Raw genomic sequence first — 22895 nt, 5'->3', positions numbered from 1 at the left:
CAAGGCTACCGGTCGGGGCGCTCCGGGCCGGTGGCGACGGGGGGCGGCTCGTCCGCGAACCGGGCGGCCTCGGCGCGCAGGGCGTCCAGCACCCGCCGCACGACCCGCCGCGCCGCGCGCTCCGGGCGCACCAGCGCGTCGACCCGGCGGCCCGCGCGCACACCCGCCAGCGGCACCAGCACCGCGCCCCGGCGCCCCGCGGTGTGCCGCGGCAGCAGGCTGACCCCGTGGCCCGCCGCGACGAGCGCCTCGACGACGCCGAAGTCGTTGAACCGCTGGACCACCCGCAGCGGCCGGCCCGCCGCGGACCCGACCGCGTCCAGCACGCCCGCGACGGGGAACCCGGCCTGCACGGCGATCCACGGCTCGTCGGCGAGGTCGGCGGGGATCACGGTGGCGCGGCCCGCGAGCGCGTGACCGGGCGGCAGCGCGACGTCGAGGGGCTCGCGCAGCAGCGGCACGACCTCGACGCCGCCCGGCCAGTCGGCGCCCGCGTCGGGGCGGTGCGCCACCACGAGGTCGAAGTCGGCGGTCAGGGCCGGGAACTCGTCCTGCGCGACGTCCTCGTCGCCGAGCTCCACCCGGACGCCGTCCATGCCGGCCACCCGGGCCAGCAGGCCGGGCAGCAGCAGCTCGGCGGCGGACTGGAACGCGGCGACCCGGACCAGGCCGTGCGGCGCGGACCGGAACGCGTCGACGGCCGCCTCGGCCCGCTCCAGGGCGACCGCCACGTCGGCCGCCGCGTCGGCGAGGGCGTGCCCGGGGCCCGTGAGCCGGACGCCGCGGCCGGCCCGCTCGACGACCGCCACCCCGGCGTCCCGGGCCAGGGCGCGCAGCTGCTGCGACACGGCGGACGGCGTCAGGTGCAGCGCGGCCGCGGCGGCGGTGACCCCACCCCGGTCCCGGACGGCGCGCAGGGTGGCGAGGTGCCGGGTGTCCATGCAGCGACGCTACAGGGTGCGTATGCGAGGTTTCGATGGTGCTGCACGATCCGGCGGGGCGAGGATCGGTCCCATGCCGCCCCGGGACCGCCTCCTCGCCCTCGCCGTCGCCGTGATCTGGGGGCTGAACTTCCCGGCCATCCACCTGTCGCTCGAGCAGTTCCCGCCGTTCTTCCTGGTGGCCCTGCGGTTCGCCCTGCTCGCGGCGCCGACGCTGCTGCTCGTGCCGCGGCCGGTCGCGCCCGTGCGGTGGCTGATCGGGTACGGCGTCGGGTTCGGCGTGCTGCAGTTCGCGTTCCTCTACCTCGCGATGGACACCGGCATGCCGACCGGGCTCGCCTCGCTCGTGCTGCAGGCGTCCGCGCCGTTCACCGTGCTGCTCGGCGCGGCGTGGCTGCGGGAGCGGATCACCGCGCGGCAGGCCGTGGGCGTCGCGGTCGCGATCTGCGGCCTCGGCGGGATCGCGGCGCTGCGGGCCGGGGCCGGCGCGTCCGCCGGGCTGCTGCCCGTGGTGCTCACGCTGTGCGGCGGGCTCGGCTGGGCGTTCGGCAACGTCTCCAGCCGGCAGGCGCACCCCGACAGCCCGCTGCGGTTCATGCTGTGGATGTCGGTCGTGCCGCCGCTGCCGATGCTCGCGCTGTCGCTGGTCGTCGACGGGCCCGCGGCGATCGGCCGGTCGCTCACGACCCTCGGGACGCCGACCGCCGCCTGGGCGCTGGCCGGGCTCACGTTCACCGTGCTGGTGGCGACGGTCGTCGGCTCGGGGATCTGGACGGCGCTGCTCGCGCGGCACCCGTCGGGGGTGGTGGCGCCGTTCTCGATGCTGGTGCCGGTCGTCGGCATCGGGGCGTCGTGGGCGTTCCTCGGCGAGCGCCCGGACGGCGCGGAGCTGGCACTGGGCGCCCTGGTGGTGGCGGGCGTCCTGGTCGCGACCCGCGCCCCGCGCCGCCCTGCGCGGGCGACGCCCGCCGCGCCCGCCGCGCCCGCCGCTGCGCTCCCCGCGCGCGCCCCGACGCCGAGATGACACCTCTCGGCTGTCCCGTGCGCCTCGCGCACAGCCGAGAGTCGCCATCTCGGCGAGGGCCGCCGAGTCTGCACGGTCGGACTGTGGCGGGACTCCCGCGCACAGGCGAGGAACGGAGACTCGGCGAGGGCGCGCGCTCGCGGGAGGGTCAGGGGCGGGGGGCGATCAGGGCCGTCGCGATCGCGGCGATGCCCTCGCCGCGGCCCGTGAGGCCCAGGCCGTCCGTCGTGGTCGCCGAGACGCTCACCGGGGCGCCGGCCGCCGCGGACAGCGCCGCCTCCGCCTCCGCGCGGCGCGGGGCGAGGCGCGGGCGGTTGCCGACCACCTGGACCGCGACGTTGCCGATCTCGAACCCGGCCGCGCGCACCAGCCGCGCGGCCTCGGCCAGCAGCGTCGTCCCCGCGGCGCCCGCCCACTCGGGGCGGGACGTGCCGAACACCGAGCCGAGGTCACCCACGCCGGCGGCGGACAGCAGGGCGTCGGCCGCGGCGTGCGCGGCGACGTCGGCGTCGGAGTGGCCGGCCAGCGGCGCCTCGCCCGGCCAGGAGAGCCCCGCGAGGTGCAGCACCGCGCCGGGCGCGGGCTCGGGGTCGTTCGCGTGCACGTCCACGCCGACGCCCGTCCGGGGCAGGCCCGGCAGCACCGGCGGCTCCGGCACGCCCGGCAGCGCCGACGACCCCGGTGCGCCCGGCGCCCCAGACGCCCCCGGCCCCGTCACGCCCGCACCGCGGCGTCGTGCGCGAGCAGCTCGGCCACCGCCAGGTCCCGCGTCGTCGTGATCTTCATGGCGGACTCCTCCCCCGGCACGACCCACACCTGCTCCCCCAGCGCCTCGACGAGCGCGGCGTCGTCGGTCGCGGCCGTCGCCTCGGACGCCGCCCGGTCGGCCCCGGCGGCGTGCGCGGCGTCGAGCAGGGCCCGGTCGAAGCCCTGCGGCGTCTGCACGGCCCGCATCGTGGCGCGCGGGACGGTCGCCACGACCGGCGCGGCGTCGCCGACGGGCTCTCCGACCTGCTTGATGGTGTCGGCGACGGGCAGCCCCGGCACGACGGCCCGGTGCCCGGCGCGCACGGCGGCCTCGACGGACCGGATCAGCGCGGGCGAGGCGAGGGCGCGCGCGGCGTCGTGCACGAGCACGACGTCGACGTCGGGCGGCAGCGCCGCGAGCCCGGCGGCCACGGACGCCTGCCGCGACGTCGAGCCCTCGACCACGGTCACGGGCACGCCGACGCCCGGCCGCACGGGGCCGCCGAGCAGCGCGCGGAAGCCCCCGGCGCGGCCGGGCGGCACGGTGACGACCACGGACAGCACGACGCCCGACGCGGCGAGGCGTCGGGCGGCGTGCACGACCAGCGGGACCCCGGCGAGCTCGACGAGCGCCTTGGGCCCGGGCAGGCCGAGGCGCGTGCCGCTGCCGGCGGCGGTCAGGATCGCCGCGGTCGGCATGCGGGCGCGCTCGGCGTCGAGGGGGTCAGCGCGTCGTCAGGACGCGAGCACCTCGTCGAGGATGGCCTCGGCCTTCTCCTCCTCGGTGTGCTCGGCCAGCGCGAGCTCCGAGACGAGGATCTGCCGGGCCTTGGCGAGCATGCGCTTCTCGCCCGCGGACAGGCCGCGGTCGGCGTCCCGGCGGGAGAGGTCGCGCACGACCTCGGCCACCTTGATGACGTCGCCCGAGGCGAGCTTCTCGAGGTTGGCCTTGTAGCGGCGCGACCAGTTGGTCGGCTCCTCGGTGTACGGGGCGCGCAGCACGTCGAACACGCGCTCCAGGCCCTCGGCCCCGACGACGTCCCGCACACCCACGAGGTCGACGTTCTCCGCCGGCACCTCGATGGTCAGGTCACCCTGGGCAACCTTCAGCTTGAGGTAGATCTTGTCCTCGCCGCGGATGGTCCTGGTCTTGATCTCCTCGATCAGCGCTGCACCGTGGTGCGGGTAGACAACCGTCTCCCCAACAGTGAAAGTCATCTGCAGGTGTCCCCTTTCGCGGAGTCCCAGTCTACCACGCGGCAACGGGCGGATTTCGTGGAGATCAGCCGCGTTTGCGCAGGTCAGAGCGTTGCAGGTCGCGTCAGAGATTCGACACGCCGCGCGTGGGGGTGCTCGGGCGGCCCGCGCTGGCTAGTCTCCGACGAGGGCCCCGTGCGGCCCCGTCCCCGTCCGCGCGAGGCCCTGACCTGCGAGGACGCCCTGCCCGGGACCGAGGGCCCACGCAACGGCCGGGCGACCGTGCACGCCACCCCCGCGCCCACGTAGGCTCGGCCTCGCACGCCCGCGCGCGTGCGCCGACCCCCCGCGCACCGCAGCGCGCTCGCCCCACCGCACCGAGGAGCTCCCAGTGGCCCGCAGCCGCACGTCCGCCCGCCCCGTCGTCGTCGGGGCCGCCCTGGCCCTCGCGGCGGCCCTGTCCGGCTGCTCCGTGACGAACCAGATCACCACCGAGCTCGCGTACTCGGCGTCCGACGGCGTGCGCGCGACGCTCGGCGACCTGACCGCGGAGAACCTGATGCTCGTGGCCGAGGCGGCGGACGCCCCGGGCGCGCTGCAGGGCGCGCTGACCAACCGTGGCGACGAGCCGCTGACCGTGTCCCTGGCGCTGGCGGGCGAGAGCGAGCGCGTGCGCCTCGACGCGGGCGAGACGGTGCTGCTGGGCGGCTCGGAGGGCGAGGAGATCGTGTTCGACGCCCCCGGCGCCCCGGGCGCGACCGTCGACATGACGCTGAGCACCGGCGCCGCCGGCGAGCAGACGGTCCCGGTCCCGGTGCTGGACGGCACCCTGCCCGAGTACCGCGACCTGGTCCCCGAGGAGGTCGTGGTCGTCGAGGAGCCGCTGCCGATCGCGACGGCCTCCGCCGAGGACACCACGGAGCCCGGCACGGAGCCCGGCACGGGCGCCACTGCCGAGCCGGGCACCGAGCCCGGCGCCGACGCCACCACCGGCACCGACTCCGGCTCGACCGGCACCGAGGACAGCGAGCAGGCCGGGGGCACCGAGGGCTGAGCGCCCCGGGCGGCCCCCGGGTCGCCCGCACCGCCCCGCACGCACGGCACAGGCCACGCACGGCACAGGCCCCGCCCGGAGAAACCCGGACGGGGCCTGCGTCGTTCGGCCCCGGACGGCGCGCGCGGCTCCCCTCCCGACCCGCGCGCGCCGCCGTGCCCCCCGCGGCTCAGCCGAAGCGGCCGGAGATGTAGTCCTCCGTCGCCTGCTCCTTGGGCGACGAGAACATCGTGGCGGTGTCGTCGATCTCGATGAGCTTGCCGGGCTGGCCGGTGCCGGCGATGTTGAAGAACGCCGTCCGCTCCGAGACGCGCGCCGCCTGCTGCATGTTGTGCGTGACGATGACGATCGTGTACTCGCTCTTGAGCTCGGCGATCAGGTCCTCGATGGCGAGGGTCGAGATCGGGTCGAGCGCGGAGCACGGCTCGTCCATGAGCAGCACCTGGGGCTTCACCGCGATGGCGCGCGCGATGCACAGACGCTGCTGCTGGCCGCCGGACAGGCCGGAGCCCGGGCGGTCGAGGCGGTCCTTGACCTCGTTCCACAGGTTGGCGCCGCGCAGCGAGGCCTCGACGAGGTCGTTCGCGTCGCCCTTCGAGATCCGGCGGTTGTTCAGCCGGACGCCGGCGAGCACGTTCTCGGCGATCGACATCGTCGGGAACGGGTTCGGGCGCTGGAACACCATGCCGACCTGGCGGCGCACGGCCACCGGGTCGATCTCGGCGCCGTACAGGTCGACGCCCTCGACCGCGACGGTGCCCTCGACGCGCGCGCCCGGGATCACCTCGTGCATGCGGTTGAGCGTGCGGAGGAACGTCGACTTCCCGCAGCCGGACGGGCCGATGAACGCGGTCACCGAGCGGGGCTCGATGGTCATGTTCACGTCCTCGACGGCCTTGAAGGCGCCGTAGTAGATGTTCAGGTCCTTGACGTCGATGCGCTGAGCCATCTCGGTCGTCTCCTTGGTCTGGTGAGGGGGAGGTGGGGGCGGCGGGTCAGCGGATCTTCGGGGCGAAGAACCGGGTGACGAGGCGCCCGATGAGGTTCAGCACCATCACGATGAGGAAGAGCGTGAGAGCAGCCGCCCAGGCGCGCTGCAGGTTGATGTCCGCGATGCAGCTGGCGTCGCCCTCGGTGCACGGGACCAGGCCCTGAGCGTACTGCCGGTACACGTAGACCGGCAGCGTCATCATGCGGCCCTCGAACAGGTTGAAGTTGATCGAGTCGACGACGCCGACGGTGAGCAGCAGCGGGGCCGTCTCGCCGATGACGCGGGCGATGGCCAGCATGACGCCGGTGGTGAGGCCGGCGACCGAGGTGCGCAGCACGACCTTGACGATGGTCAGCCAGCGCGGCACGCCGAGCGCGAGGGACGCCTCGCGCAGCTCGTTCGGGACGAGCCGCAGCATCTCCTCGCTGGACCGGATGACGACCGGGATCATCAGCACGGACAGCGCGACGGAGCCGATGGCCCCGAACTTGGCGCCCGGCCCGAGGAGCAGCGCGAACAGCGCGTAGGCGAACAGGCCGGCGACGATCGACGGGATGCCCGTCATGACGTCGACGAGGAAGGTCACGAGCTTCGCGAGCGGCTTGCCTGCGCCGTACTCGACCAGGTAGATCGCGGCCATGATGCCGATCGGCACCGAGATGAGGGCCGCGAACAGCGTGATCTCGAGCGTGCCGACGATCGCGTGGTAGATGCCGCCCGCGTCCATGCCGCCGAACACGCCGCGCATGGAGTTGAGCAGGAAGTACGAGTCGAGCCGGCCGATGCCGCGGGAGACGACGGTCCAGGACAGCGAGAGCAGCGGGATCATCGCGAGCACGAACGCCGCGATGATCAGGCCCCGCATGATGCGGTCGGTGCGGCGCCGGCGGTGGTCCGTGGCCTGCAGAGCCTCGCGGAGCGAGGAGCCCGCGGGCGTCGGGGTGGTGGGGGTGGTCGTCATGTCAGTTCGCCCCCGAGAAGTCCTTGCGCCGCGCGACGATCGCGCGAGCGGCCATGTTCACGGCCAGGGTGATGATGAACAGCGCGAGGCCGGTCGCGATCAGCGTCGCGACGCCGGTCTGGTTCGCCTCCGGGAACTGCGCGGCGATGTTCGCGGCGATCGTCTGCTGCTGCCCCGCCTCGAGGAGGCGGAACGAGTACAGGAAGCCGGGCGACAGGATCATCAGGACGGCCATCGTCTCGCCGAGCGCGCGGCCGAGGCCGAGCATGGCGGCCGACACGATGCCGGACCGGGCGAACGGCAGCACGGCCATCCGCACGACCTCCCACTGCGTCGCGCCGAGGGCCAGGGCGGCCTCCTCGTGCAGGCGCGGGGTCTGCAGGAACACCTCGCGGCAGATGGCGGTGATGATCGGCAGGATCATCACGGCGAGCACGACGGCCACGGTCATCATCACGCGGCCGGTCGGCGAGACCACGCCGCCGAAGAACGGGATCCAGCCCAGGTACTGGTTGAGGAACTCCCACACCGGCTGCACGATCGGGCTCAGCACCAGGCCGCCCCACAGGCCGTACACGACCGACGGGATGGCGGCGAGCAGGTCGACCACGTAGCCCAGCGCGTTCGCGAGCTTCCGCGGCGCGTAGTGCGAGGTGAACAGGGCGATGCCGATCGCGATCGGCGTCGCGATGAGCAGCGACACCGCGGCCGCGAGCAGCGTGCCGAAGATCAGCGGGCCGACGAAGCCGAGCAGGCTCGTGTCGTCGGGGAACCAGCTGACGGCGTCCGACAGGTCCGCGGAGTCCGCCGTCAGCGCCGGCCAGGCGCGCTGGATCAGGAACACGGCGACGGCGGCGAGGATCAGGAGGATCAGGACGCCGGCGCCGGTCGCGACCCAGCGGAAGACGCGGCTGCCGCCGCGGTCGCCGTGGCCGGACCGCAGCCTGCGGGCCGTCGCGCCGGGCTTCACCGGCTCGGTGGGCCCCGCGGTGCGGGGCTGGGTGCTGGTCACACGGTCTCCTGTGGGAGGGGGAGGGGAGAGGGCGTGTCTCGCGCCGACGGCCGGCCCACCGCGAGGTGGACCGGCCGGGGTCCGGGGTGGAGGGGCCGTCGCCGGGTCGCGACGGCGGCCCCTCCCCCCGGGTGGATCAGGAGGCCAGCTCGATCGCGTCGATCGAGGCCTGGACGTCCGTGCGGAGCGTGTCGGAGATCGGCGCGGAGCCCGCGGCCGACTCGGAGGCCGACTGGCCCTCGGCGGAGGCGACGTAGGTCGCGAACGCCTTGACCAGGTCCACGTCCTCCTGGGTGTCGTAGGACTGGCAGACGACCAGGTACGAGGCCAGGATCAGCGGGTAGGCGCCCGGCTCGGTCAGGGTGCGGTCGATCTCGACGACGATGTCACCCTCCTCGCGGGTCTCGTCGCGCGGCGAGGCGTCGAGCGCGGCCGCGGCGGCCTCCTCGGTCGGGGCGACGAACTCGTCGCCGACGCCGATGGAGACCTTGCCGAGCGAGCCGGCCTTCGAGGCGTCGGCGTAGCCGATGGTCCCCTGGCCGCCCTGGACGGTCTGGATCAGGCCGGAGGTGCCCTGACCGGACTCGCCGCCCTCGATCGGCCAGTCGCCCGAGGCCTCGTCGGCCCAGGCGCCGTTGGCGGCCGCCGACAGGTACTCGGTGAAGTTCTCGGTGGTGCCCGACTCGTCGGAGCGGTGCACCGGCGTGATCGCCAGGTCCGGCAGCGTCGCCTCCGGGTTCGCCTCGGCGATGGCCGGGTCGTTCCAGTTGGAGATCGTGCCGTTGAAGATGTTCGCGATCGTCTCGGCCGAGAGGTTCAGCTCGGTGACGCCCTCGAGGTTGAACACGACGGCGATCGGGGAGATGTAGACCGGCAGGTCCACCGCGTTGGCGCCGAAGCAGCGCTCCTGGGCCGAGGCGAGCTCGTCCTCCTTGAGCGCGGAGTCGGTGCCCGCGAACAGGACCGAGCCGTCGAGGAACGCCGTGCGGCCGCCACCGGAGCCGACCGGGTCGTACGAGACCGTGACGTCGGGGTTCGCGCTCTGGAACCCGGCGCGCCAGGCCTCCATCGCGGACTCCTGCGACGAGGCGCCGGCGCCGGCGAGCTCGCCCGAGAGGTCGCTCGCGGCGGGCGCGTCGCCACCGGAGGTCTCGGGGGCGCCGGTCGGGTTGTCCGAACCACATGCCGTGAGGGAGAGGGCGACGACGCCGGCGAGGGCGAGGGCACCCGTACGACCGCGGTTGAGCTTCACAGTGTTGTCCGTCCTGTCGTGACGCGGCGCGCACCCGACTGTGCGCGACCTGACGCCGACGCTAGGGAGCGCAGGTGACCAGGCTCCCGTACCCGGGTGAACGGACGGTGAACGAGCGGACAATCCTGGCAGGGGTCGGCGTGGCGCGCGTCACCCGGGCGCCGGGCCGCGGCGCGGCACCCCGCGGCTCAGGACGGCTCGTCGTCGAGCAGCTTGTAGCCGAGGCCGCGCACGGTGACCAGCAGCGTCGGGTTGCCCGGGTCCGGCTCGATCTTGGCGCGCACGCGCTTCACGTGGACGTCGAGCGTCTTGGTGTCGCCGACGTAGTCCGTGCCCCACACCCGGTCGATCAGCTGGCCGCGGGTCAGCACGCGCCCGGCGTTGCGCAGCAGCAGCTCGAGCAGCTCGAACTCCTTGAGCGGGAACGCCACCGGCTGGTCGTCGACCGTGACGGTGTGCCGCTCGACGTCCATCCGGACCGGGCCGGCGGCGAGCACGCCGTCGTCCTCGGGCTCCTCCTCCGCGCCGGCGCCGGCGGCGGCCGGGGCCTGCCGGCGGCGCAGCACCGCGCGGACGCGGGCGAGCAGCTCGCGGGACGAGTACGGCTTGGTGACGTAGTCGTCCGCGCCGAGCTCCAGCCCGACGACCTTGTCGATCTCGCCGTCCTTGGCCGTGAGCATGATGACCGGGACGTCGCTGCGCTGCCGGATCCGCCGGCACACCTCGGTGCCGGACAGGCCGGGCAGCATGAGGTCGAGCAGCACGAGGTCGGCGCCCTCGGCCTCGAACGCCTCGACGGCCTCGATCCCGGTGGCGGCGGTGGTGACCTGGAAGCCCTCGCGCCCGAGCAGGTAGGCCAGCGGGTCGCGGTAGGACTCCTCGTCCTCGACGAGCAGGATGCGGGTCACGGGGTCAGGCCTCCGGTGCGGTGTCGGGGGTGGTGCCGGCGCCCGGGGCGTCCGGCTCGGGGCGGTCGGGGACGACCAGGGGCTGGGGCCGGTCGTCCGGCGCGGCCGTGGGCACGGGGCCCGCCGCGACCGGGAGCCGCAGGGTGAACGTGGAGCCGCGGCCGGGCTGCGACCAGACCTGCACGTCGCCGCCGTGGTCCGCCGCGACGTGCTTGACGATCGACAGGCCGAGGCCGGTGCCGCCCGTCTCGCGGCTGCGCGCGGGGTCGACCCGGTAGAACCGCTCGAACACCCGGTCCTGCTCCTCGGCCGGGATGCCGACGCCCTGGTCGACGACCGCGATCTCGACGAGGCCCTCGCAGGTGCGCACGCCGACGCCGACGGTGGTGCCGGCCGGGGAGTAGCGCACGGCGTTGTCCAGGAGGTTGCGCACCGCCTGCACCAGCATCGTGGGGTCGCCGAACACGCGCGTGCCCGTCTCCCCGCCGACCTGGAAGCCCATCTGCTTGGCGGCGGCGCCGGTCCGCGCGCGGTCGACCGACTCCGCGACCACGGCGTCGACGTCGACCACGGCGATGTCCTTCAGCGCGCCGGCGACCTGCAGCCGGGACAGCTCCAGGATCTCGTGCACCAGCTCGGACAGCCGCTGGGACTCGCTGATCATCCGGCCCGCGAACCGGCGCACCGCCTCGGGGTCGTCCGCCGCGTCCTGCACCGTCTCGGCCAGCAGCGACAGCGCGCCGACCGGGGTCTTGAGCTCGTGCGACACGTTCACCACGAAGTCGCGCCGGATCGCCTCGAGCCGCCGGGCCTGGGTGCGGTCCTCGGCGAGCACCAGCAGCAGGCCCGGCGCGACCTGGGCGACGCGCACCTGGAGCATCACGGTGCCGGGGCCGAGCGGGCCGCGGGGCAGCTCGAGCTCCTCGTCCCGGATCAGGCCCGTGCGGCGGACGTCCGCGATCAGCTCGCGCACCGCGGCGTGCACGACCATGCCGTCCCGGACGACCCCCAGCGCGAACGCCGGCGGGCTGGCCCGCACCACGCGGTCGTCGTCGTCCAGCACGACCGCCGCCGACCGCAGCACCGCCAGGGTGCGCACGACGCCCTCGTCGACCTCGGACTCGCGGCGCTCGGCGGGCGCGCCCCGCTGCGCCCGCTCGCTGAACCGGAACGCCAGCGTGGCGCCGATCCCGACGAGCAGACCGAGCGCGCCCACGAGCAGCAGCCCGAGACCGTTGAGACCCTCCACGGCGCCAGCGTACGGTCGTGGTGGGCGTGCGACGTGCCGTCGCCCCCGTGCGGTCAGGACGACGGCCGCAGTGTTCATCTCCGTTCACCTGGCGGCGACCGGGCGTTCACCTGGCCGTTCACCCGGAGGTGCCATCGTGGGCGGCCGGGACCAGACTGTGCACGCACGCGCGCGAGAGGCGCGCGGACGAGAGGACACCATGCGCGAGATCTTCGAGGCCGAGCTCAAGCAGATCGGCGACGACCTGGTGGCGATGAGCCGCCGGGTCGAGCACGCGATCGGGGCCGCCGGCGAGGCGCTGCTCCGCCAGGACCTGGCCCTCGCGGAGTCCGTCATCGCGGACGACCTGGCGATCGACGCCCTCGAGCGCGACCTGGACGAGCGCTGCGTCCTGCTGCTCGCCCAGCAGCAGCCCGTCGCCACCGACCTGCGCGTCGTCGTGTCGGCGCTGCGGATGAGCGCCACCCTGGAGCGCATGGGCGACCTCGCCCGGCACGTCGCCCAGGTGGCCCGCGCCCGCTACCCGCACCCCGCGATCGACCCGGCGCTCACCGGCGTGTTCACCGAGATGAACGACGCCGCCCGCCGCGTCGCCCAGCGCACCACCCAGGTGCTCACCTCGCACGACCTCACCGAGGCCGAGGGCATCGAGCGCGACGACGACCTGCTGGACTCGCTGCACGAGGAGACGTTCCGGGTCCTGCTCGGCGGCACCTGGACCGGCACCCCGCAGCAGACCGTCGACGTCACGCTGCTCGGCCGGTACTACGAGCGGTTCGGCGACCACGCCGTGTCCGTCGCGCGCCGCATCGTCTTCCTGGTGACCGGCGACTTCGCGAGCGAGACCCGCACCCGCTGAGACCGCGCGGCGCCCGGCGCCGCCGCCTGCGCACGAGGCCCGCTCCCCCGCCGCACGGGGGGCGGGCCTCGTCGCTTCCGGGCGGGCGGCGCGTCCCGGCGAGCGGCGCGTCGCGTGACGCCGCTCGCCGCTCGCCGTAGCGACCTCTCCGCCGCCTCCGCACCCTGTCGCCCACCTCGTCGCCCACCTCGTCGCCGAACTTGCAGTCGTTGCGGGGTTCGCGGCGCAGGAACCCCGCAACTGCTGCAAGCTCGGCGGGCGCTCCGGGCGTACGTGCGGGGGGACAGCGGGGCTGGGGAGCGCGGGTAGCGGGGCGCGCGGCGCGGCGCCGGGACGGCCGAGGGGCCCGGGCCGACGTGTGTCGGCCCGGGCCCCTCGGCGCGTGCGGGGTGCTGCCGGTCAGCGGCCCTGGTTCGCGACCGCGGCGATCGCCTCGGCGGCGGCCTCCGGGTCGAGGTAGGTGCCGCCCGGGTTGGTCGGCTTCAGGGTCGTCTCGTCCAGGTGGTAGACGAGCGGGATGCCGGTCGGGACGTTGATGCCCGCGATCGTGGCGTCGTCGACGTCGTCGAGGTACTTGATGATCGCGCGGATCGAGTTGCCGTGGGCGGCGACCAGCGTCGTCCTCCCGGCCTGCAGGTCGGGCACGATCTCGGCGTCCCAGTACGGCAGGGCGCGGTCGAGCACCTGCTTGAGCGCCTCGGCGCGCGGGATCGGCTCGCCGGCGTACCGCGGGTCGCTGTCCTGCGAGAACTCCGAGCCGAGCTCGATGTCCGGCGGCGGGACGTCGTAGGAGCGGCGCCAGAGCATGAACTGCTCCTCGCCGTACTCCTGCAGCGTCTGCTTCTTGTCCTTGCCCTGCAGCGCGCCGTAGTGGCGCTCGTTCAGGCGCCAGGAGCGCTTGACCGGGATCCACAGGCGGTCGGCCGCGTCGAGCGCGTAGTTCGCCGTCGTGATGGCGCGGCGCAGCAGCGACGTGTGCACGACGTCCGGCAGCACGCCGGCGTCGGTCAGCAGCGTGCCGCCGCGCTTGGCCTCCGCGACGCCCTTCTCGGAGAGCGCGACGTCGACCCAGCCGGTGAACAGGTTCTTCGCGTTCCATTCGCTCTCGCCGTGGCGGAGCAGAACGAGGGTGTAGGTCATGGGTCCCATCCTGCCGCACCGGGCGCGCGGGCGTCGGGGGACGTTCGGCCCGCGGAACACCGCGGCCCCCCGGCGGCGTTGTCGTCGGTATGCCGATCACCGGGGAGTACCAGCCCAGCACCGACCAGCGCTCGCGGGAGCAGGTCGAGCTCTACGAGCGCTCCGGCGGGACGGAGGGCACCACGCTGCGCGGGATGCCCGTCGTCGTCGTGACGATGCTGGGCGCGAAGTCGGGCAAGGTGCGCAAGATCCCGGTGATGCGGGTCGAGCACGACGGCGTGTACGCGGTGGTCGCCTCCCTCGGCGGCGCCCCGCAGCACCCCGTCTGGTACCACAACCTGCTGGCCCACCCCGTGGTGGAGCTGCAGGACGGGCCGGCGAAGGCCGACTACGCCGTGCGCGAGGTCGAGGGCGCGGAGCGCGAGCTGTGGTGGGCGCGGGCGGTCGACGCGTACCCCGACTACGCGGACTACCAGACCCGCACGTCGCGGGTGATCCCCGTCCTGGTCCTGGAGCCGCTCGCCGCCGGCTGATCCCCTCCGGTGGAGCGTGCTGCCCGACACGCCGGCGCGTGTCGGGCAGGACGCTCCACCGCTGTCCGGTCGTGGGCGCGGGGCGGGAGCGGGCCCGGCTCAGACGGCGACGCGGGCCCGGCGCTCGGCGGCCAGCGCGTAGACCTTGAGCACCTGCTCGGCGGTCGCGTCCCAGCCGTACTGCTCCGCGACCCGCCGGGCACCCGCCCGCCAGGTCGTCCGCGACGCCGGGTCCGCGAGCGCCGTCGCGAGCGCGTCCGCCCACACCGCGGGGTCGTGCCCGCGGACCTGCCGCCCGGACACCCCGTCCTGCACCACGGACCGCAGCCCGCCCACGGCCGACGCCACCACGGGCGTCCCCGCGGCCTGGGCCTCGACGGCCACCAGGCCGAACGACTCGCTGCGCGACGGCACCGCGACCAGGTCGGCGGCGGCGAACCAGCGCGCGAGCTCCGCGCGGGCGACCGGCGGGTGGAACCGCACGTCGTCCGCCACCCCGCTGGTGGCGGCGAGCGCCTGCAGCTCCGTCAGCGCGGTCGCACGGCCGCTGGGCCCGCCGAGCACCACGAGCAGCGGCACCGGCCGCCCGCTCGCCCGGAGCACGCCCATGGCCCGGACGAGGACGTCGGGCGCCTTGAGCGGCTGCACCCGGCCGGCGAACAGCACGACGTCCCGGTCGACCGGCAGCCCGAGCTCCCGGCGCAGCGCGGCCCGGTCGGCGCGCGGGCGGAACACGCCCAGGTCGACGCCCGGGGCGACGACGTGCACCCGCTCGGGGTCGGCGTCGTACATGCCGACCAGGTCCTGGCCCTCCTCGGCGGTGCTCGCGACCAGCGCGTCGGCAGCGGCCACGACCTGCTCCTCGCCGATCACCCGGGTCGCCGGCTCGGGGCTGTCCCCCGGCGCCAGCGCGGCGTTCTTGACCCGGGCCATCGTGTGCATGGTGTGCACCAGCGGCACGTCCCAGCGCTCCGCGGCGAGCCAGCCGACCTGCCCGGACAGCCAGTAGTGGCTGTGCAGCACGTCGAACCAGCCGGCGGGCCGGGCGGCGCCGACCCGGAGGACCCCCGCGGTCACGGCGCACAGCTGCGCGGGCAGGTCGTTCTTGTCCAGCCCCTCGAACGGCCCGGCCGGCACGTGGTGCACGAGCACCCGGTCGTCGTGCTCGTCGAGGTGCACCGACTCGGGCAGGGCGGACGAGGTGGCGCGGGTGAAGATCTCCACCTCGGCGCCGCGGCGGGCCAGCGCCCGGGCCAGCTCCGCGATGTAGACGTTCATGCCGCCGGCGTCGCCCGTGCCCGGCTGGTCCAGGGGCGAGGTGTGCACGGACAGCATGGCGATGCGCTGCGGCTCGTGCGGCACGACGGGACTCCGGGGGGGACGGACGGGAGGACGGACTCCTCCCATTGTCGGGCATGACGGGGGTCCCGCACTGCGTGACGCCGACCACCTGGGTGGGGTTCGTCGGCAGCGGGGCGCCCGCGGCTCAGGCCCGCGCCGCCCGGAAGTCCTCCTCGAGCTGCTCCAGGGAGGAGTCCCGGGTCTCGGGCAGCACGAACCGCACGAACAGCCACGACAGCACGTTCACGGCCGCGAACAGCAGGAACGTCCCGTTGACGCCGATGCCCGCGACCACGGACGGGAAGAACCCGGAGATCACCGCGTTCGCCGCCCAGTTCCAGAACACGCACAGCCCGATGGCGAACCCACGGACCCGCAGCGGGAACAGCTCGGCCAGGATCACCCAGCAGACCAGCCCGACGGACGACTGGTTGAACCCCACGAACAGCACCAGGAACACCGTGACGGCGACCGACCGCCCCGTCCCCTCGGGGATCGCGGCCGAGCACAGGGCGATCAGCAGGTGCGACGCGATGATGCCGGTGAGCCCGACCAGCAGCAGGCCGCGGCGGGTGACGCGGTTGATCAGGCGCAGGCCGATCAGCATGCCGAGCACCGAGAACACGCCGTTGAGCACGTTCGCCACCAGGGCGACGTCGCCGCTGAACCCGGACTGCCGCAGCAGCTGCGTGCCGTAGTACATGACGGCGTTGATGCCGCCGAGCTGGTTGACGACGGCCACGCCGACGCCGATGAGCACGAGGCGGCGGACCCACGGCAGCCGGAGCTCGGCCCAGCCGCCGCGGCCGCGGACCTCGTCGGCGCGCTCGCGGGCGACCAGGTCCCGGACCTCGCGCAGCTCGGCGGCCGCGCGCCCCGGGTCGCGGACCTGGCGGAGCACCGCGAGCGCCTCGTCGTCCCGCCCGCGGGACAGCAGCCAGCGCGGCGACTCGGGCATCCGCAGCATGCCGGCGAACAGCGCGACGGCCGGGACGGCCTGCACCGCGAGCATGGAGCGCCACACGGCCGGGTGGTCCGACCACACCGTCCCGATCACCGCGTTGATCACGAACGCCGCCAGCTGGCCGACGACGATCGCGATCTCGTTCCGCCCGGTGATCGCGCCGCGGCGCTCGGTGGGGGCGAGCTCGGCCAGGTACACGGGCACCGTGACGGACGCGCCGCCGACCGCGAGGCCGAGCACGAACCGGGTCGCGGCCATGACCTCGAACGAGGGCGCGGCGACGCTGCCGAGCGCGCCGGCGAAGAAGACCACCGCGAGCGCGACGAGCGCCCGGCGGCGCCCGGCCCGGTCCGCGAGCCGGCCGCACAGCAGCGCGCCGATCGCCGCACCGACCAGCAGGCTGCTCGTGACCACGCCCTCGGTCGCCGGCGTGAGCCCGAGGTCCGCGACCATCGGGTCCAGCGCGCCGTTGATGACGCCGGTGTCGTAGCCGAACAGCAGGCCGCCGAACGTCGCGACGACGGTGATGACGTCGAGCCGGCGCAGGTGCGGCCCGGGCAGCAGGGGCGGCAGCGCGCGCGCCGCCGGGGCGGGGCCCGCGGCAGCCGGTCCGGCCGTCACGCCGGGACGACGCACGCCGGGGCCGGCAGCGCCACGGTCGACACGACCGCCCCGTCGCGGAGCACGGTGACCGAGTCGCTCAGCTGGTCGGCGACGACCGTCCAGCCCTCGACCACCGCGAAGTGCCGCGGCCACGCGCCCGGCAGGGCCACCTGACCCGCGGGGGCGAGCGTGCCGTCCGGCGCGGGCGCGAACGTCGCGAGCACGTCCGTGCCGCGGGTGGCCACGACGACCCGGTCGCCGACCCGGTCGATGTGGGACGGCAGCTCGCGCCGCCCGGTCTCGGCGCCGTCCTCGGCGGCGGGCACGTGCTGCACGACCCGGCCGGACGCGGTGGCGGCGTCCCAGGCCAGCACGGCGACGGTCACGTCGAGCTCGCACGCGACGTAGGCGATCCGGCCGTCGGCGGAGAACACGAGGTGCCGCGGCCCGGCGCCCGGGCGCAGCGTGGCGGCGATCCCGTCCTCGGTCAGCAGCCCGGTCGCGGGGTCGCGGCGGTACCGGCGGATCTCGTCCGTGCCGAGGTCGCAGATCAGCAGGTGCCCGCCGTCGGGCGTCAGGGCGGCGAAGTGCGCGTGCGGGCCCTCCTGCCGGTCGGCGCGCGGGCCGCCGCCCGAGTGGCCGAGCACCTGCACGGGCTCGGTGGCGGCCAGGCCGTCCGGGCCGAGCGGGAGCACGGCGACGTCGCCGGACGAGTAGTTCGCGACGTAGGCGACGCGGCCCTCGGGGTCGAGCAGCACGTGGCACGGGTCGGCGCCGCCGCTGCTCGCGGTCCCGGCGGGGGTCAGCGTGGGGCGGCCGTCCGCGGACCCGACCCGGAACGCCGCGACCGTGCCGTCGGCGTCCTCGCCCACCGCGACCAGCAGTCCGGCGCGGCGGTCGAGCGCGAGGAACGACGGCGCCGGGGTCGCGGCGACCAGCTCGGGGTCGGTCAGGCGGCCGGTGTCGGCGTCCAGCCGGACGCGCCAGATCCCCTCGCCGAGCCCGGCGGGGGTCCCCGCGCCGGCCGAGGGGTAGGTGCCGATCCACAGGTCGCGCAGGTGCTCCGTCACGGCGAGGACTGTAGGCGACACCACCGCCTCCCGCCGAGCTCGGCAGCCGGGTGCCGACCTCGGACGCGGGGCGCCGACCTCGGCCGCGGGGGTCAGGCCGCCGGGAGCCAGGCGGCCGGGTCGTCGGCCACCGCGCGCAGGACGACCAGCGCCGCCCCCGTCATCGCCGCGTGCGCGCCGCCGGCGGCCACGCCCACCCGCGCGTCCTCCCACGCCGCCGCCAGCACCCGGGTCCGGAGCTGTGCGACCACGGCGTCCGTCAGCCACGGCGCGAGCGGCGCGTAGATCCCGCCGAGCACGACCCGCTCGACGTCGACGAGGTTGACGAAGTTCGCCAGCGCCAGCCCGAGCGCCTCGCCGGCGGACCGCAGCGCCCGGGCGCTCCGCTCGTCCCCGGCGCCGGCGGCGTCGAGCAGGGCGGACACCGGCTCCTCGACGTCGAGCCCGGCGGCGCGCAGCAGCGCGTCCTTGCCCGCGTACTGCTCGAGGCAGCCGCGTGCGCCGCACGTGCACACGGGGCCCTCGCGGTCGACGACGGTGTGGCCGAGCTCGCCGCTCCAGCCGTGCCGGCCGGCGAACACCTCGCCGTCGAGCACGATGGCCGCGCCGATGCCGACCTCGCCGGACACGTACAGGAACGACGGCCCGGCCGCCCCGGCGCGGGCCTCGGCGCGCGCGGCGAGGTTGGCCTCGTTGGCGAGCCGCACGCGCAGCCCGTCGACCTCCGGGTGGCGCGCGAGCAGCGCGACGACGTCGACGTCCCGCCAGCCGAGGTTCGGCGCGAGCCGCAGCGGGCCGGTGCCGCGGTCGACCAGCCCGGGCAGCGCGAGGCAGAGGCCGGCCAGCCGCGCGGCGCCGGGCAGCGCCGCGCGCACCTCCCCCACCAGCCCGGCGAGCACCGCCAGCACCCGCGCCGGGTCGCTGTGCCGGAAGTCGCCGCGGGTCTCGCGGTGCGCGAGCACCTCGCCCGCCAGGTCGAGCGCGCGCACCCCGACGTAGTCGACGTTGACCTCGGCGCCCAGGCCGACGACGGTGCCGGACGCGGGCACCAGCGGCACCGCGGGGCGGCCGGCGCGGGCGGTGGCCGCGGGCGGGAGCTCCGCCACCAGCCGGGCGCCGATGAGCAGGTCGACCAGGGCGGAGACGGCCCCGCGGGTCAGGCCGGTGGCGGTGGCGACGTCGGCGCGGGAGGGCGGCGCGCCGGCCGGGTCGCCCTCCCCCGGCGCCGGCCCCGCGGCGTCGAGGACGTGCCGCAGGACGAGGGCCAGGTTGTGCTCGCGCAGCGACCCCTGACGGGCGGGCGACCTCCGGGCGACGGCGCGCGCGGCGGCCGGCGGCGCGGCGCGGGGCACGGCCGGCGGCGCGGCGGCGGGCTCGGCCGCACGGGCCGTCGAGGGGTCGGTCACGCGGTTGACCCTAGCCGGTGCCGCGTATAAGTTCACTCACAAGACAAACCCCGCAGGGTTCTCGATGAGGAGCAGACGATGGTGCGCACGCCCACCCGCGACGACAAGTTCTCCTTCGGTCTCTGGACCGTCGGCTGGAACGCCCAGGACCAGTTCGGCAGCGCGAGCCGCCCGTGGCTCGACCCGGTGGAGTCGGTGCACAAGCTCGCCGAGCTCGGTGCCGCGCACGTGACCTTCCACGACGACGACGTCGTGCCGTTCGGCTCCGACGACGCCGAGCGCGAGCGCATCCTCGGCCGGTTCAAGCAGGCGCTGGCCGACACCGGCATCACGGTCGAGATGGTCACGACCAACACGTTCAGCCACCCGATCTTCAAGGACGGCGCGTTCACGTCGAACGACCGCCGCGTGCGCCGCTACGGCCTGCGCAAGGTCATCCGGAACGTCGACCTGGCCGCCGAGCTCGGCGCCGACACGTTCGTGATGTGGGGCGGGCGCGAGGGCGCGGAGTACGACTCCGCGAAGGACCTCAACGCCGCGCACGACCGGTACGCCGAGGGCATCGACACCGTCGCCGCGTACATCAAGGAGAAGGGCTACGGCCTCCGGATCGCGATCGAGCCGAAGCCGAACGAGCCCCGCGGCGACATCCTGCTCCCGACGATCGGCCACGCCCTCGCGCTCATCGCGAAGCTCGAGCACGGCGACATCGTCGGCCTGAACCCCGAGACCGGCCACGAGCAGATGGCCGGCCTCAACTACACGCAGGGCATCGCCGAGGCGCTGTGGGCCGGCAAGCTGTTCCACATCGACCTGAACGGCCAGCGGTCCATCAAGTACGACCAGGACCTCGTGTTCGGCCACGGCGACCTGTTCTCCGCGTTCGCGACCGTCGACCTCATCGAGAACGGCTTCCCGTCCGGCGGCCCGCGCTACGACGGCCCGCGGCACTTCGACTACAAGCCGTCCCGCACCGAGGACTTCGACGGCGTGTGGGAGTCGGCGAAGGCCAACATGGCGACCTACCTGCTGCTCAAGGAGCGCGCGCAGGCGTTCCGCGCCGACCCGGAGGTCCAGGAGGCCCTCGAGGCGTCCGGCGTGCTGGAGCTGTCGCAGCCGACGCTCGGCGAGGGCGAGACGCTGGCCGACCTGCTGGCCGACCGCTCCGCGTTCGAGGACTTCGACGTCGAGGGCGTCGCCGCCCGCGGCTTCGGGTTCGTGCGCCTGAACCAGCTCGCGCTGGAGCACGCGCTCGGCGCCCGCTGACCGCACCGCACCGCTCCACCGCCGAGGTCGAGGGTTTCCGGAGAGGTCGAGGGTTTCCGCCCCCGGTCCCCCGTGGAACCCTCGACCTCGGCGCTTTCTCCCCTTCCAGCAGAGCGAGGTCGCAACATGGCGCTGGTCGCCGGGGTGGACTCCTCCACCCAGTCCTGCAAGGTCGTCGTGCGCGACGCGGAGACCGGGGCCCTCGTGCGCTCCGGGCGCGCGTCGCACCCCGACGGCACCGAGATCCACCCGCGGCACTGGTGGGACGCGCTGACCACGGCCGTCCGCGACGCCGGCGGGCTGGACGACGTCGACGCGGTCGCGGTCGGCGGGCAGCAGCACGGCATGGTCGCGCTCGACGCGGACGGCGAGGTCGTCCGCGACGCGCTGCTGTGGAACGACACCCGGTCCGCGCCGTCGGCGCTCGCGCTCGTCGACGAGCTCGGCGGGCCGCAGGCCTGGGCCGACGCGATCGGCTCGGTGCCGGTCGCCTCGCTCACCGTGACGAAGCTGCGCTGGCTGCGCGATCACGAGCCGGACGCCGCCGCGCGAGTCGCGGCCGTGGCCCTCCCCCACGACTGGCTGACCTGGCGCCTCGCCGGCCACGGCCCGGGCACCGGCGGCCTCGACGCGCTGGTGACCGACCGGTCCGACGCGTCGGGCACCGGGTACTGGTCGCCGTTCACCGAGGACTACCGGCGCGACCTGCTCGAGCTCGCGCTCGGCCACGACGCCGTGCTGCCGCGGGTCGTGGCGCCGCACGCCGCGGCGGGGGCCGTCGGGTCGAGCGGGCTCGCCCGGACCGGAGCCGCCCTGGGCGCAGGGGCCGGCGACAACGCGGCGGCCGCGCTCGCGCTCGGCATGGTCGCGGGGGACGTGGCCATCTCGATCGGCACCTCCGGCGTCGTGTCGGCGGTGTCCGCGTCGCCGACCGCCGACGGCTCCGGACTGGTGACGGGCTTCGCCGACGCGGGCGGCGCGTACCTCCCGCTCGCGTGCACGCTGAACGCGTCCCGGGTGCTCGACGCCGCGGCGCGGATGCTCGGCGTGGACCACCGCGGGCTGTCCGAGCTCGCGCTGTCGGCTCCCGCCGGCGCGGACGGTCTCGTGCTCGTCCCCTACCTCGAGGGCGAGCGGACGCCGAACAAGCCGGACGCCACCGGCGCCCTGCACGGCATGCGGCTGGCCAACACCACGCCCGCGCACCTGGCCCGCGCCGCGGTGGAGGGCATGCTGTGCGCGCTCGCCGACGGCCTGGACGCGCTGCGGGCGCAGGGCGTGCCGGTCGAGCGGGTGTCCCTCATCGGCGGCGGCGCCCAGTCGGAGGCGGTCCGGCGGATCGCCCCGGCGGTCCTGGGCCTGCCCGTGACGGTGCCGACGCCCGGCGAGTACGTCGCGGACGGCGCCGCCCGCCAGGCGGCGTGGGTGCTGAGCGGCTCGGAGCAGCCCCCGGCGTGGACCGCCGCGGGCGAGGCGGAGGTCTTCGAGGCCGACCCGGCCCCGGTGATCCGCTCGCAGTACGCCGCGGTGCGCGACCTCACGGCCACGCGCGCCTGACGCGCGGCGACCGTCACGCCCCGCCGAGGTCGTCACAACGGGCCGAGGTCGTCACTCGTTCCTGACGACCTCGCGCGGATGTGACGACCTCGCGGCCGGCAGACGGACGGCCCGGCACCCACGTGGGTGCCGGGCCGTTCCGCGCGTCGTGTCAGTTCTGCGCGGCCTCGTAGGCCTCGCGGATCTCGGCGGAGATGCGGCCGCGCTCGGAGACGTCGTAGCCGTTCTCCTTCGCCCAGGTGCGCACGGCGCCGGCGTCCGACGCGCGGCGCGGGCGGCTGCCGCCCCCGCTGCTGCTGCCGCCGCTGCGGCCGGACGAGGAGCGGCCGCCGACCTTGCGGGCGTGGCCGACCCAGGTGCCGAGGGCGTCGCGGAGCTCCGCGGCGTGCTCGGTCGTGAGGTCGATCTCGTAGGAGACACCGTCGAGGGCGAACGTCACCGTCTCGTCGGCGGTGCCGCCGTCAATGTCGTCGACCAGCAGGACCTGAACCTTCTGTGCCATTTCGCCCTCCCGAGCCTTGGCCGCCGTCGCAACGCCCCCGAGTGGCGAGCGGCATGAATACGTGCGGTCGGGAAAAGCATGGCAGCCCAAAGGCGCCGCGTCAAAGGACGCGTGTCAATGCATCAGATTTCGGGCGTCTTCTGCGGCTCATTCGCGCGGGCCGCGTCCTCGCGATCCATCCGCGCCAATGCCGCGCGTTCCGTGCGGTCCGCGTTCATGAGCGAGCGGATGGCGATCCAGAAGATCACCCCGACACCGACGGACGGGATCAGCGCGGCGAGCGCGGGGCCGATGTTCATGCCGCCCAGAATACGCCCG

23 protein-coding genes are annotated in these 22895 nt (G+C 75.4%); 6 read left to right on the top strand and 17 right to left on the bottom strand.

The genetic code is table 11. From position 1 onward, the window contains the following. Positions 1-5: 5 nt before the first annotated feature. Positions 6-941, bottom strand: a complete 936-nt coding sequence (locus Cpa01nite_RS04040; RefSeq protein ID WP_203667462.1) for a LysR family transcriptional regulator — start codon at positions 939-941, stop codon at positions 6-8. 73 nt (positions 942-1014) lie between these two features. On the opposite strand from Cpa01nite_RS04040, the gene Cpa01nite_RS04035 reads away from it, so the two are divergent. Next, positions 1015-1965 carry an EamA family transporter gene (locus Cpa01nite_RS04035; RefSeq protein WP_203667461.1) on the top strand — a complete coding sequence of 317 codons (951 nt, stop codon included), beginning with the start codon at positions 1015-1017 and terminating at the stop codon, positions 1963-1965. 148 nt (positions 1966-2113) lie between these two features. Here Cpa01nite_RS04035 and ispF read toward each other — a convergent pair whose 3' ends face one another. Genes ispF through Cpa01nite_RS04020 form a run of 3 tightly spaced genes read right to left on the bottom strand, consistent with a single transcriptional unit; the run spans position 2114 to position 3930 of the window. Next, a complete protein-coding gene (gene ispF / locus Cpa01nite_RS04030; protein WP_373307319.1) occupies positions 2114-2623 on the bottom strand; it encodes a 2-C-methyl-D-erythritol 2,4-cyclodiphosphate synthase in 510 nt (169 codons plus the stop codon). A 56-nt stretch (positions 2624-2679) separates the two neighbouring features. Next, positions 2680-3411: a 2-C-methyl-D-erythritol 4-phosphate cytidylyltransferase gene (ispD, locus tag Cpa01nite_RS04025; RefSeq protein ID WP_203667460.1), complete on the bottom strand. Its 732-nt coding sequence runs from the start codon at positions 3409-3411 to the stop codon at positions 2680-2682. Positions 3412-3447: 36 nt separating this feature from the next. After that, positions 3448-3930, bottom strand: a complete 483-nt coding sequence (locus Cpa01nite_RS04020; RefSeq protein WP_147795473.1) for a CarD family transcriptional regulator — start codon at positions 3928-3930, stop codon at positions 3448-3450. Positions 3931-4300: 370 nt separating this feature from the next. On the opposite strand from Cpa01nite_RS04020, the gene Cpa01nite_RS04015 reads away from it, so the two are divergent. Further along, positions 4301-4963 carry a hypothetical protein gene (locus tag Cpa01nite_RS04015; protein ID WP_203667459.1) on the top strand — a complete coding sequence of 221 codons (663 nt, stop codon included), beginning with the start codon at positions 4301-4303 and terminating at the stop codon, positions 4961-4963. 169 nt (positions 4964-5132) lie between these two features. On the opposite strand, the gene pstB is transcribed toward Cpa01nite_RS04015, so the two are convergent. From pstB to Cpa01nite_RS03985, 6 genes are all read right to left on the bottom strand, one after another. After that, complete coding sequence (gene pstB / locus Cpa01nite_RS04010; protein ID WP_158375122.1) at positions 5133-5912, bottom strand: phosphate ABC transporter ATP-binding protein PstB; 780 nt, start codon at positions 5910-5912, stop codon at positions 5133-5135. Between the two features lie 46 nt (positions 5913-5958). Beyond that, positions 5959-6915, bottom strand: a complete 957-nt coding sequence (pstA, locus tag Cpa01nite_RS04005; RefSeq protein ID WP_203667458.1) for a phosphate ABC transporter permease PstA — start codon at positions 6913-6915, stop codon at positions 5959-5961. 1 nt (position 6916) lies between these two features. Then, a complete protein-coding gene (gene pstC, locus Cpa01nite_RS04000; protein WP_203667457.1) occupies positions 6917-7927 on the bottom strand; it encodes a phosphate ABC transporter permease subunit PstC in 1011 nt (336 codons plus the stop codon). A gap of 136 nt (positions 7928-8063) precedes the next feature. Next, positions 8064-9179: a phosphate ABC transporter substrate-binding protein PstS gene (gene pstS, locus Cpa01nite_RS03995; RefSeq protein ID WP_203667456.1), complete on the bottom strand. Its 1116-nt coding sequence runs from the start codon at positions 9177-9179 to the stop codon at positions 8064-8066. A 188-nt stretch (positions 9180-9367) separates the two neighbouring features. Further along, a complete protein-coding gene (locus tag Cpa01nite_RS03990) occupies positions 9368-10087 on the bottom strand; it encodes a response regulator (RefSeq protein ID WP_203667455.1) in 720 nt (239 codons plus the stop codon). A 4-nt stretch (positions 10088-10091) separates the two neighbouring features. Next, positions 10092-11336 (bottom strand): sensor histidine kinase, encoded by a 1245-nt coding sequence (locus tag Cpa01nite_RS03985; protein ID WP_203667454.1) that lies wholly within the window; start codon positions 11334-11336, stop codon positions 10092-10094. Positions 11337-11535: 199 nt separating this feature from the next. On the opposite strand from Cpa01nite_RS03985, the gene phoU reads away from it, so the two are divergent. Beyond that, the gene (gene phoU / locus Cpa01nite_RS03980) at positions 11536-12195 is read left to right on the top strand and encodes a phosphate signaling complex protein PhoU (protein ID WP_203667453.1); all 660 of its coding nucleotides are present in this window, start codon (positions 11536-11538) and stop codon (positions 12193-12195) included. 399 nt (positions 12196-12594) lie between these two features. On the opposite strand, the gene Cpa01nite_RS03975 is transcribed toward phoU, so the two are convergent. Next, positions 12595-13335, bottom strand: a complete 741-nt coding sequence (locus Cpa01nite_RS03975) for a phosphoglyceromutase (protein ID WP_203667452.1) — start codon at positions 13333-13335, stop codon at positions 12595-12597. An 89-nt stretch (positions 13336-13424) separates the two neighbouring features. Here Cpa01nite_RS03975 and Cpa01nite_RS03970 point away from each other — a divergent pair, with 89 nt between their 5' ends. Then, on the top strand, positions 13425-13868 hold the full coding sequence (locus tag Cpa01nite_RS03970; RefSeq protein ID WP_203667451.1) for a nitroreductase family deazaflavin-dependent oxidoreductase: 444 nt from the start codon (positions 13425-13427) through the stop codon (positions 13866-13868). A gap of 99 nt (positions 13869-13967) precedes the next feature. On the opposite strand, the gene mshA is transcribed toward Cpa01nite_RS03970, so the two are convergent. The 4 genes from mshA to Cpa01nite_RS03950 form a co-directional block, all read right to left on the bottom strand. Next, on the bottom strand, positions 13968-15203 hold the full coding sequence (mshA, locus tag Cpa01nite_RS03965) for a D-inositol-3-phosphate glycosyltransferase (RefSeq protein WP_239068526.1): 1236 nt from the start codon (positions 15201-15203) through the stop codon (positions 13968-13970). Between the two features lie 151 nt (positions 15204-15354). Beyond that, positions 15355-16794 carry a sugar porter family MFS transporter gene (locus Cpa01nite_RS03960; protein ID WP_275406197.1) on the bottom strand — a complete coding sequence of 480 codons (1440 nt, stop codon included), beginning with the start codon at positions 16792-16794 and terminating at the stop codon, positions 15355-15357. Further along, the gene (locus tag Cpa01nite_RS03955; protein WP_239068511.1) at positions 16791-17846 is read right to left on the bottom strand and encodes a lactonase family protein; all 1056 of its coding nucleotides are present in this window, start codon (positions 17844-17846) and stop codon (positions 16791-16793) included. Before Cpa01nite_RS03955 ends, Cpa01nite_RS03960 begins: the two co-directional genes overlap by 4 nt. A 92-nt stretch (positions 17847-17938) precedes the next feature. Then, positions 17939-19252, bottom strand: coding sequence for an ROK family protein (locus Cpa01nite_RS03950; protein WP_239068510.1), 1314 nt, complete (start codon positions 19250-19252; stop codon positions 17939-17941). Positions 19253-19330: 78 nt separating this feature from the next. On the opposite strand from Cpa01nite_RS03950, the gene xylA reads away from it, so the two are divergent. Together xylA and xylB are read left to right on the top strand one after the other, a co-directional pair. Beyond that, complete coding sequence (gene xylA / locus Cpa01nite_RS03945; protein ID WP_203667449.1) at positions 19331-20518, top strand: xylose isomerase; 1188 nt, start codon at positions 19331-19333, stop codon at positions 20516-20518. Positions 20519-20644: 126 nt separating this feature from the next. Beyond that, positions 20645-22075, top strand: coding sequence for a xylulokinase (gene xylB, locus Cpa01nite_RS03940; RefSeq protein WP_203667448.1), 1431 nt, complete (start codon positions 20645-20647; stop codon positions 22073-22075). Positions 22076-22226: 151 nt separating this feature from the next. On the opposite strand, the gene Cpa01nite_RS03935 is transcribed toward xylB, so the two are convergent. Beyond that, positions 22227-22577 (bottom strand): histone-like nucleoid-structuring protein Lsr2, encoded by a 351-nt coding sequence (locus Cpa01nite_RS03935; protein ID WP_203667447.1) that lies wholly within the window; start codon positions 22575-22577, stop codon positions 22227-22229. Between the two features lie 122 nt (positions 22578-22699). Continuing rightward, positions 22700-22876 (bottom strand): hypothetical protein, encoded by a 177-nt coding sequence (locus Cpa01nite_RS03930; RefSeq protein ID WP_203667446.1) that lies wholly within the window; start codon positions 22874-22876, stop codon positions 22700-22702. Between the last annotated feature and the right edge of the window lie 19 nt (positions 22877-22895).

It is taken from the genome of Cellulomonas pakistanensis (assembly GCF_016862755.1).
GTDB lineage: Bacteria > Actinomycetota > Actinomycetes > Actinomycetales > Cellulomonadaceae > Cellulomonas > Cellulomonas pakistanensis.
The sequence above is the reverse complement of the archived record's forward strand: the minus strand, read 5'-3'. Positions and strand labels throughout refer to the sequence as shown.

Bases quoted from the DNA above. Each gene is read 5' to 3' on its own strand.
- Cpa01nite_RS03930 (WP_203667446.1), bottom strand. From the start codon at position 22,876: ATGAACATCGGCCCCGCGCTCGCCGCGCTGATCCCGTCCGTCGGTGTC.
- xylA (WP_203667449.1), top strand. From the start codon at position 19,331: ATGGTGCGCACGCCCACCCGCGACGACAAGTTCTCCTTCGGTCTCTGG.
- Cpa01nite_RS04020 (WP_147795473.1), bottom strand. From the start codon at position 3,930: ATGACTTTCACTGTTGGGGAGACGGTTGTCTACCCGCACCACGGTGCA.
- Cpa01nite_RS03975 (WP_203667452.1), bottom strand. From the start codon at position 13,335: ATGACCTACACCCTCGTTCTGCTCCGCCACGGCGAGAGCGAATGGAAC.
- pstB (WP_158375122.1), bottom strand. From the start codon at position 5,912: ATGGCTCAGCGCATCGACGTCAAGGACCTGAACATCTACTACGGCGCC.
- xylB (WP_203667448.1), top strand. From the start codon at position 20,645: ATGGCGCTGGTCGCCGGGGTGGACTCCTCCACCCAGTCCTGCAAGGTC.
- Cpa01nite_RS04040 (WP_203667462.1), bottom strand. From the start codon at position 941: ATGGACACCCGGCACCTCGCCACCCTGCGCGCCGTCCGGGACCGGGGT.
- Cpa01nite_RS03935 (WP_203667447.1), bottom strand. From the start codon at position 22,577: ATGGCACAGAAGGTTCAGGTCCTGCTGGTCGACGACATTGACGGCGGC.
- Cpa01nite_RS03970 (WP_203667451.1), top strand. From the start codon at position 13,425: ATGCCGATCACCGGGGAGTACCAGCCCAGCACCGACCAGCGCTCGCGG.
- Cpa01nite_RS04035 (WP_203667461.1), top strand. From the start codon at position 1,015: ATGCCGCCCCGGGACCGCCTCCTCGCCCTCGCCGTCGCCGTGATCTGG.
- ispD (WP_203667460.1), bottom strand. From the start codon at position 3,411: ATGCCGACCGCGGCGATCCTGACCGCCGCCGGCAGCGGCACGCGCCTC.
- mshA (WP_239068526.1), bottom strand. From the start codon at position 15,203: ATGCTGTCCGTGCACACCTCGCCCCTGGACCAGCCGGGCACGGGCGAC.
- phoU (WP_203667453.1), top strand. From the start codon at position 11,536: ATGCGCGAGATCTTCGAGGCCGAGCTCAAGCAGATCGGCGACGACCTG.
- pstA (WP_203667458.1), bottom strand. From the start codon at position 6,915: ATGACGACCACCCCCACCACCCCGACGCCCGCGGGCTCCTCGCTCCGC.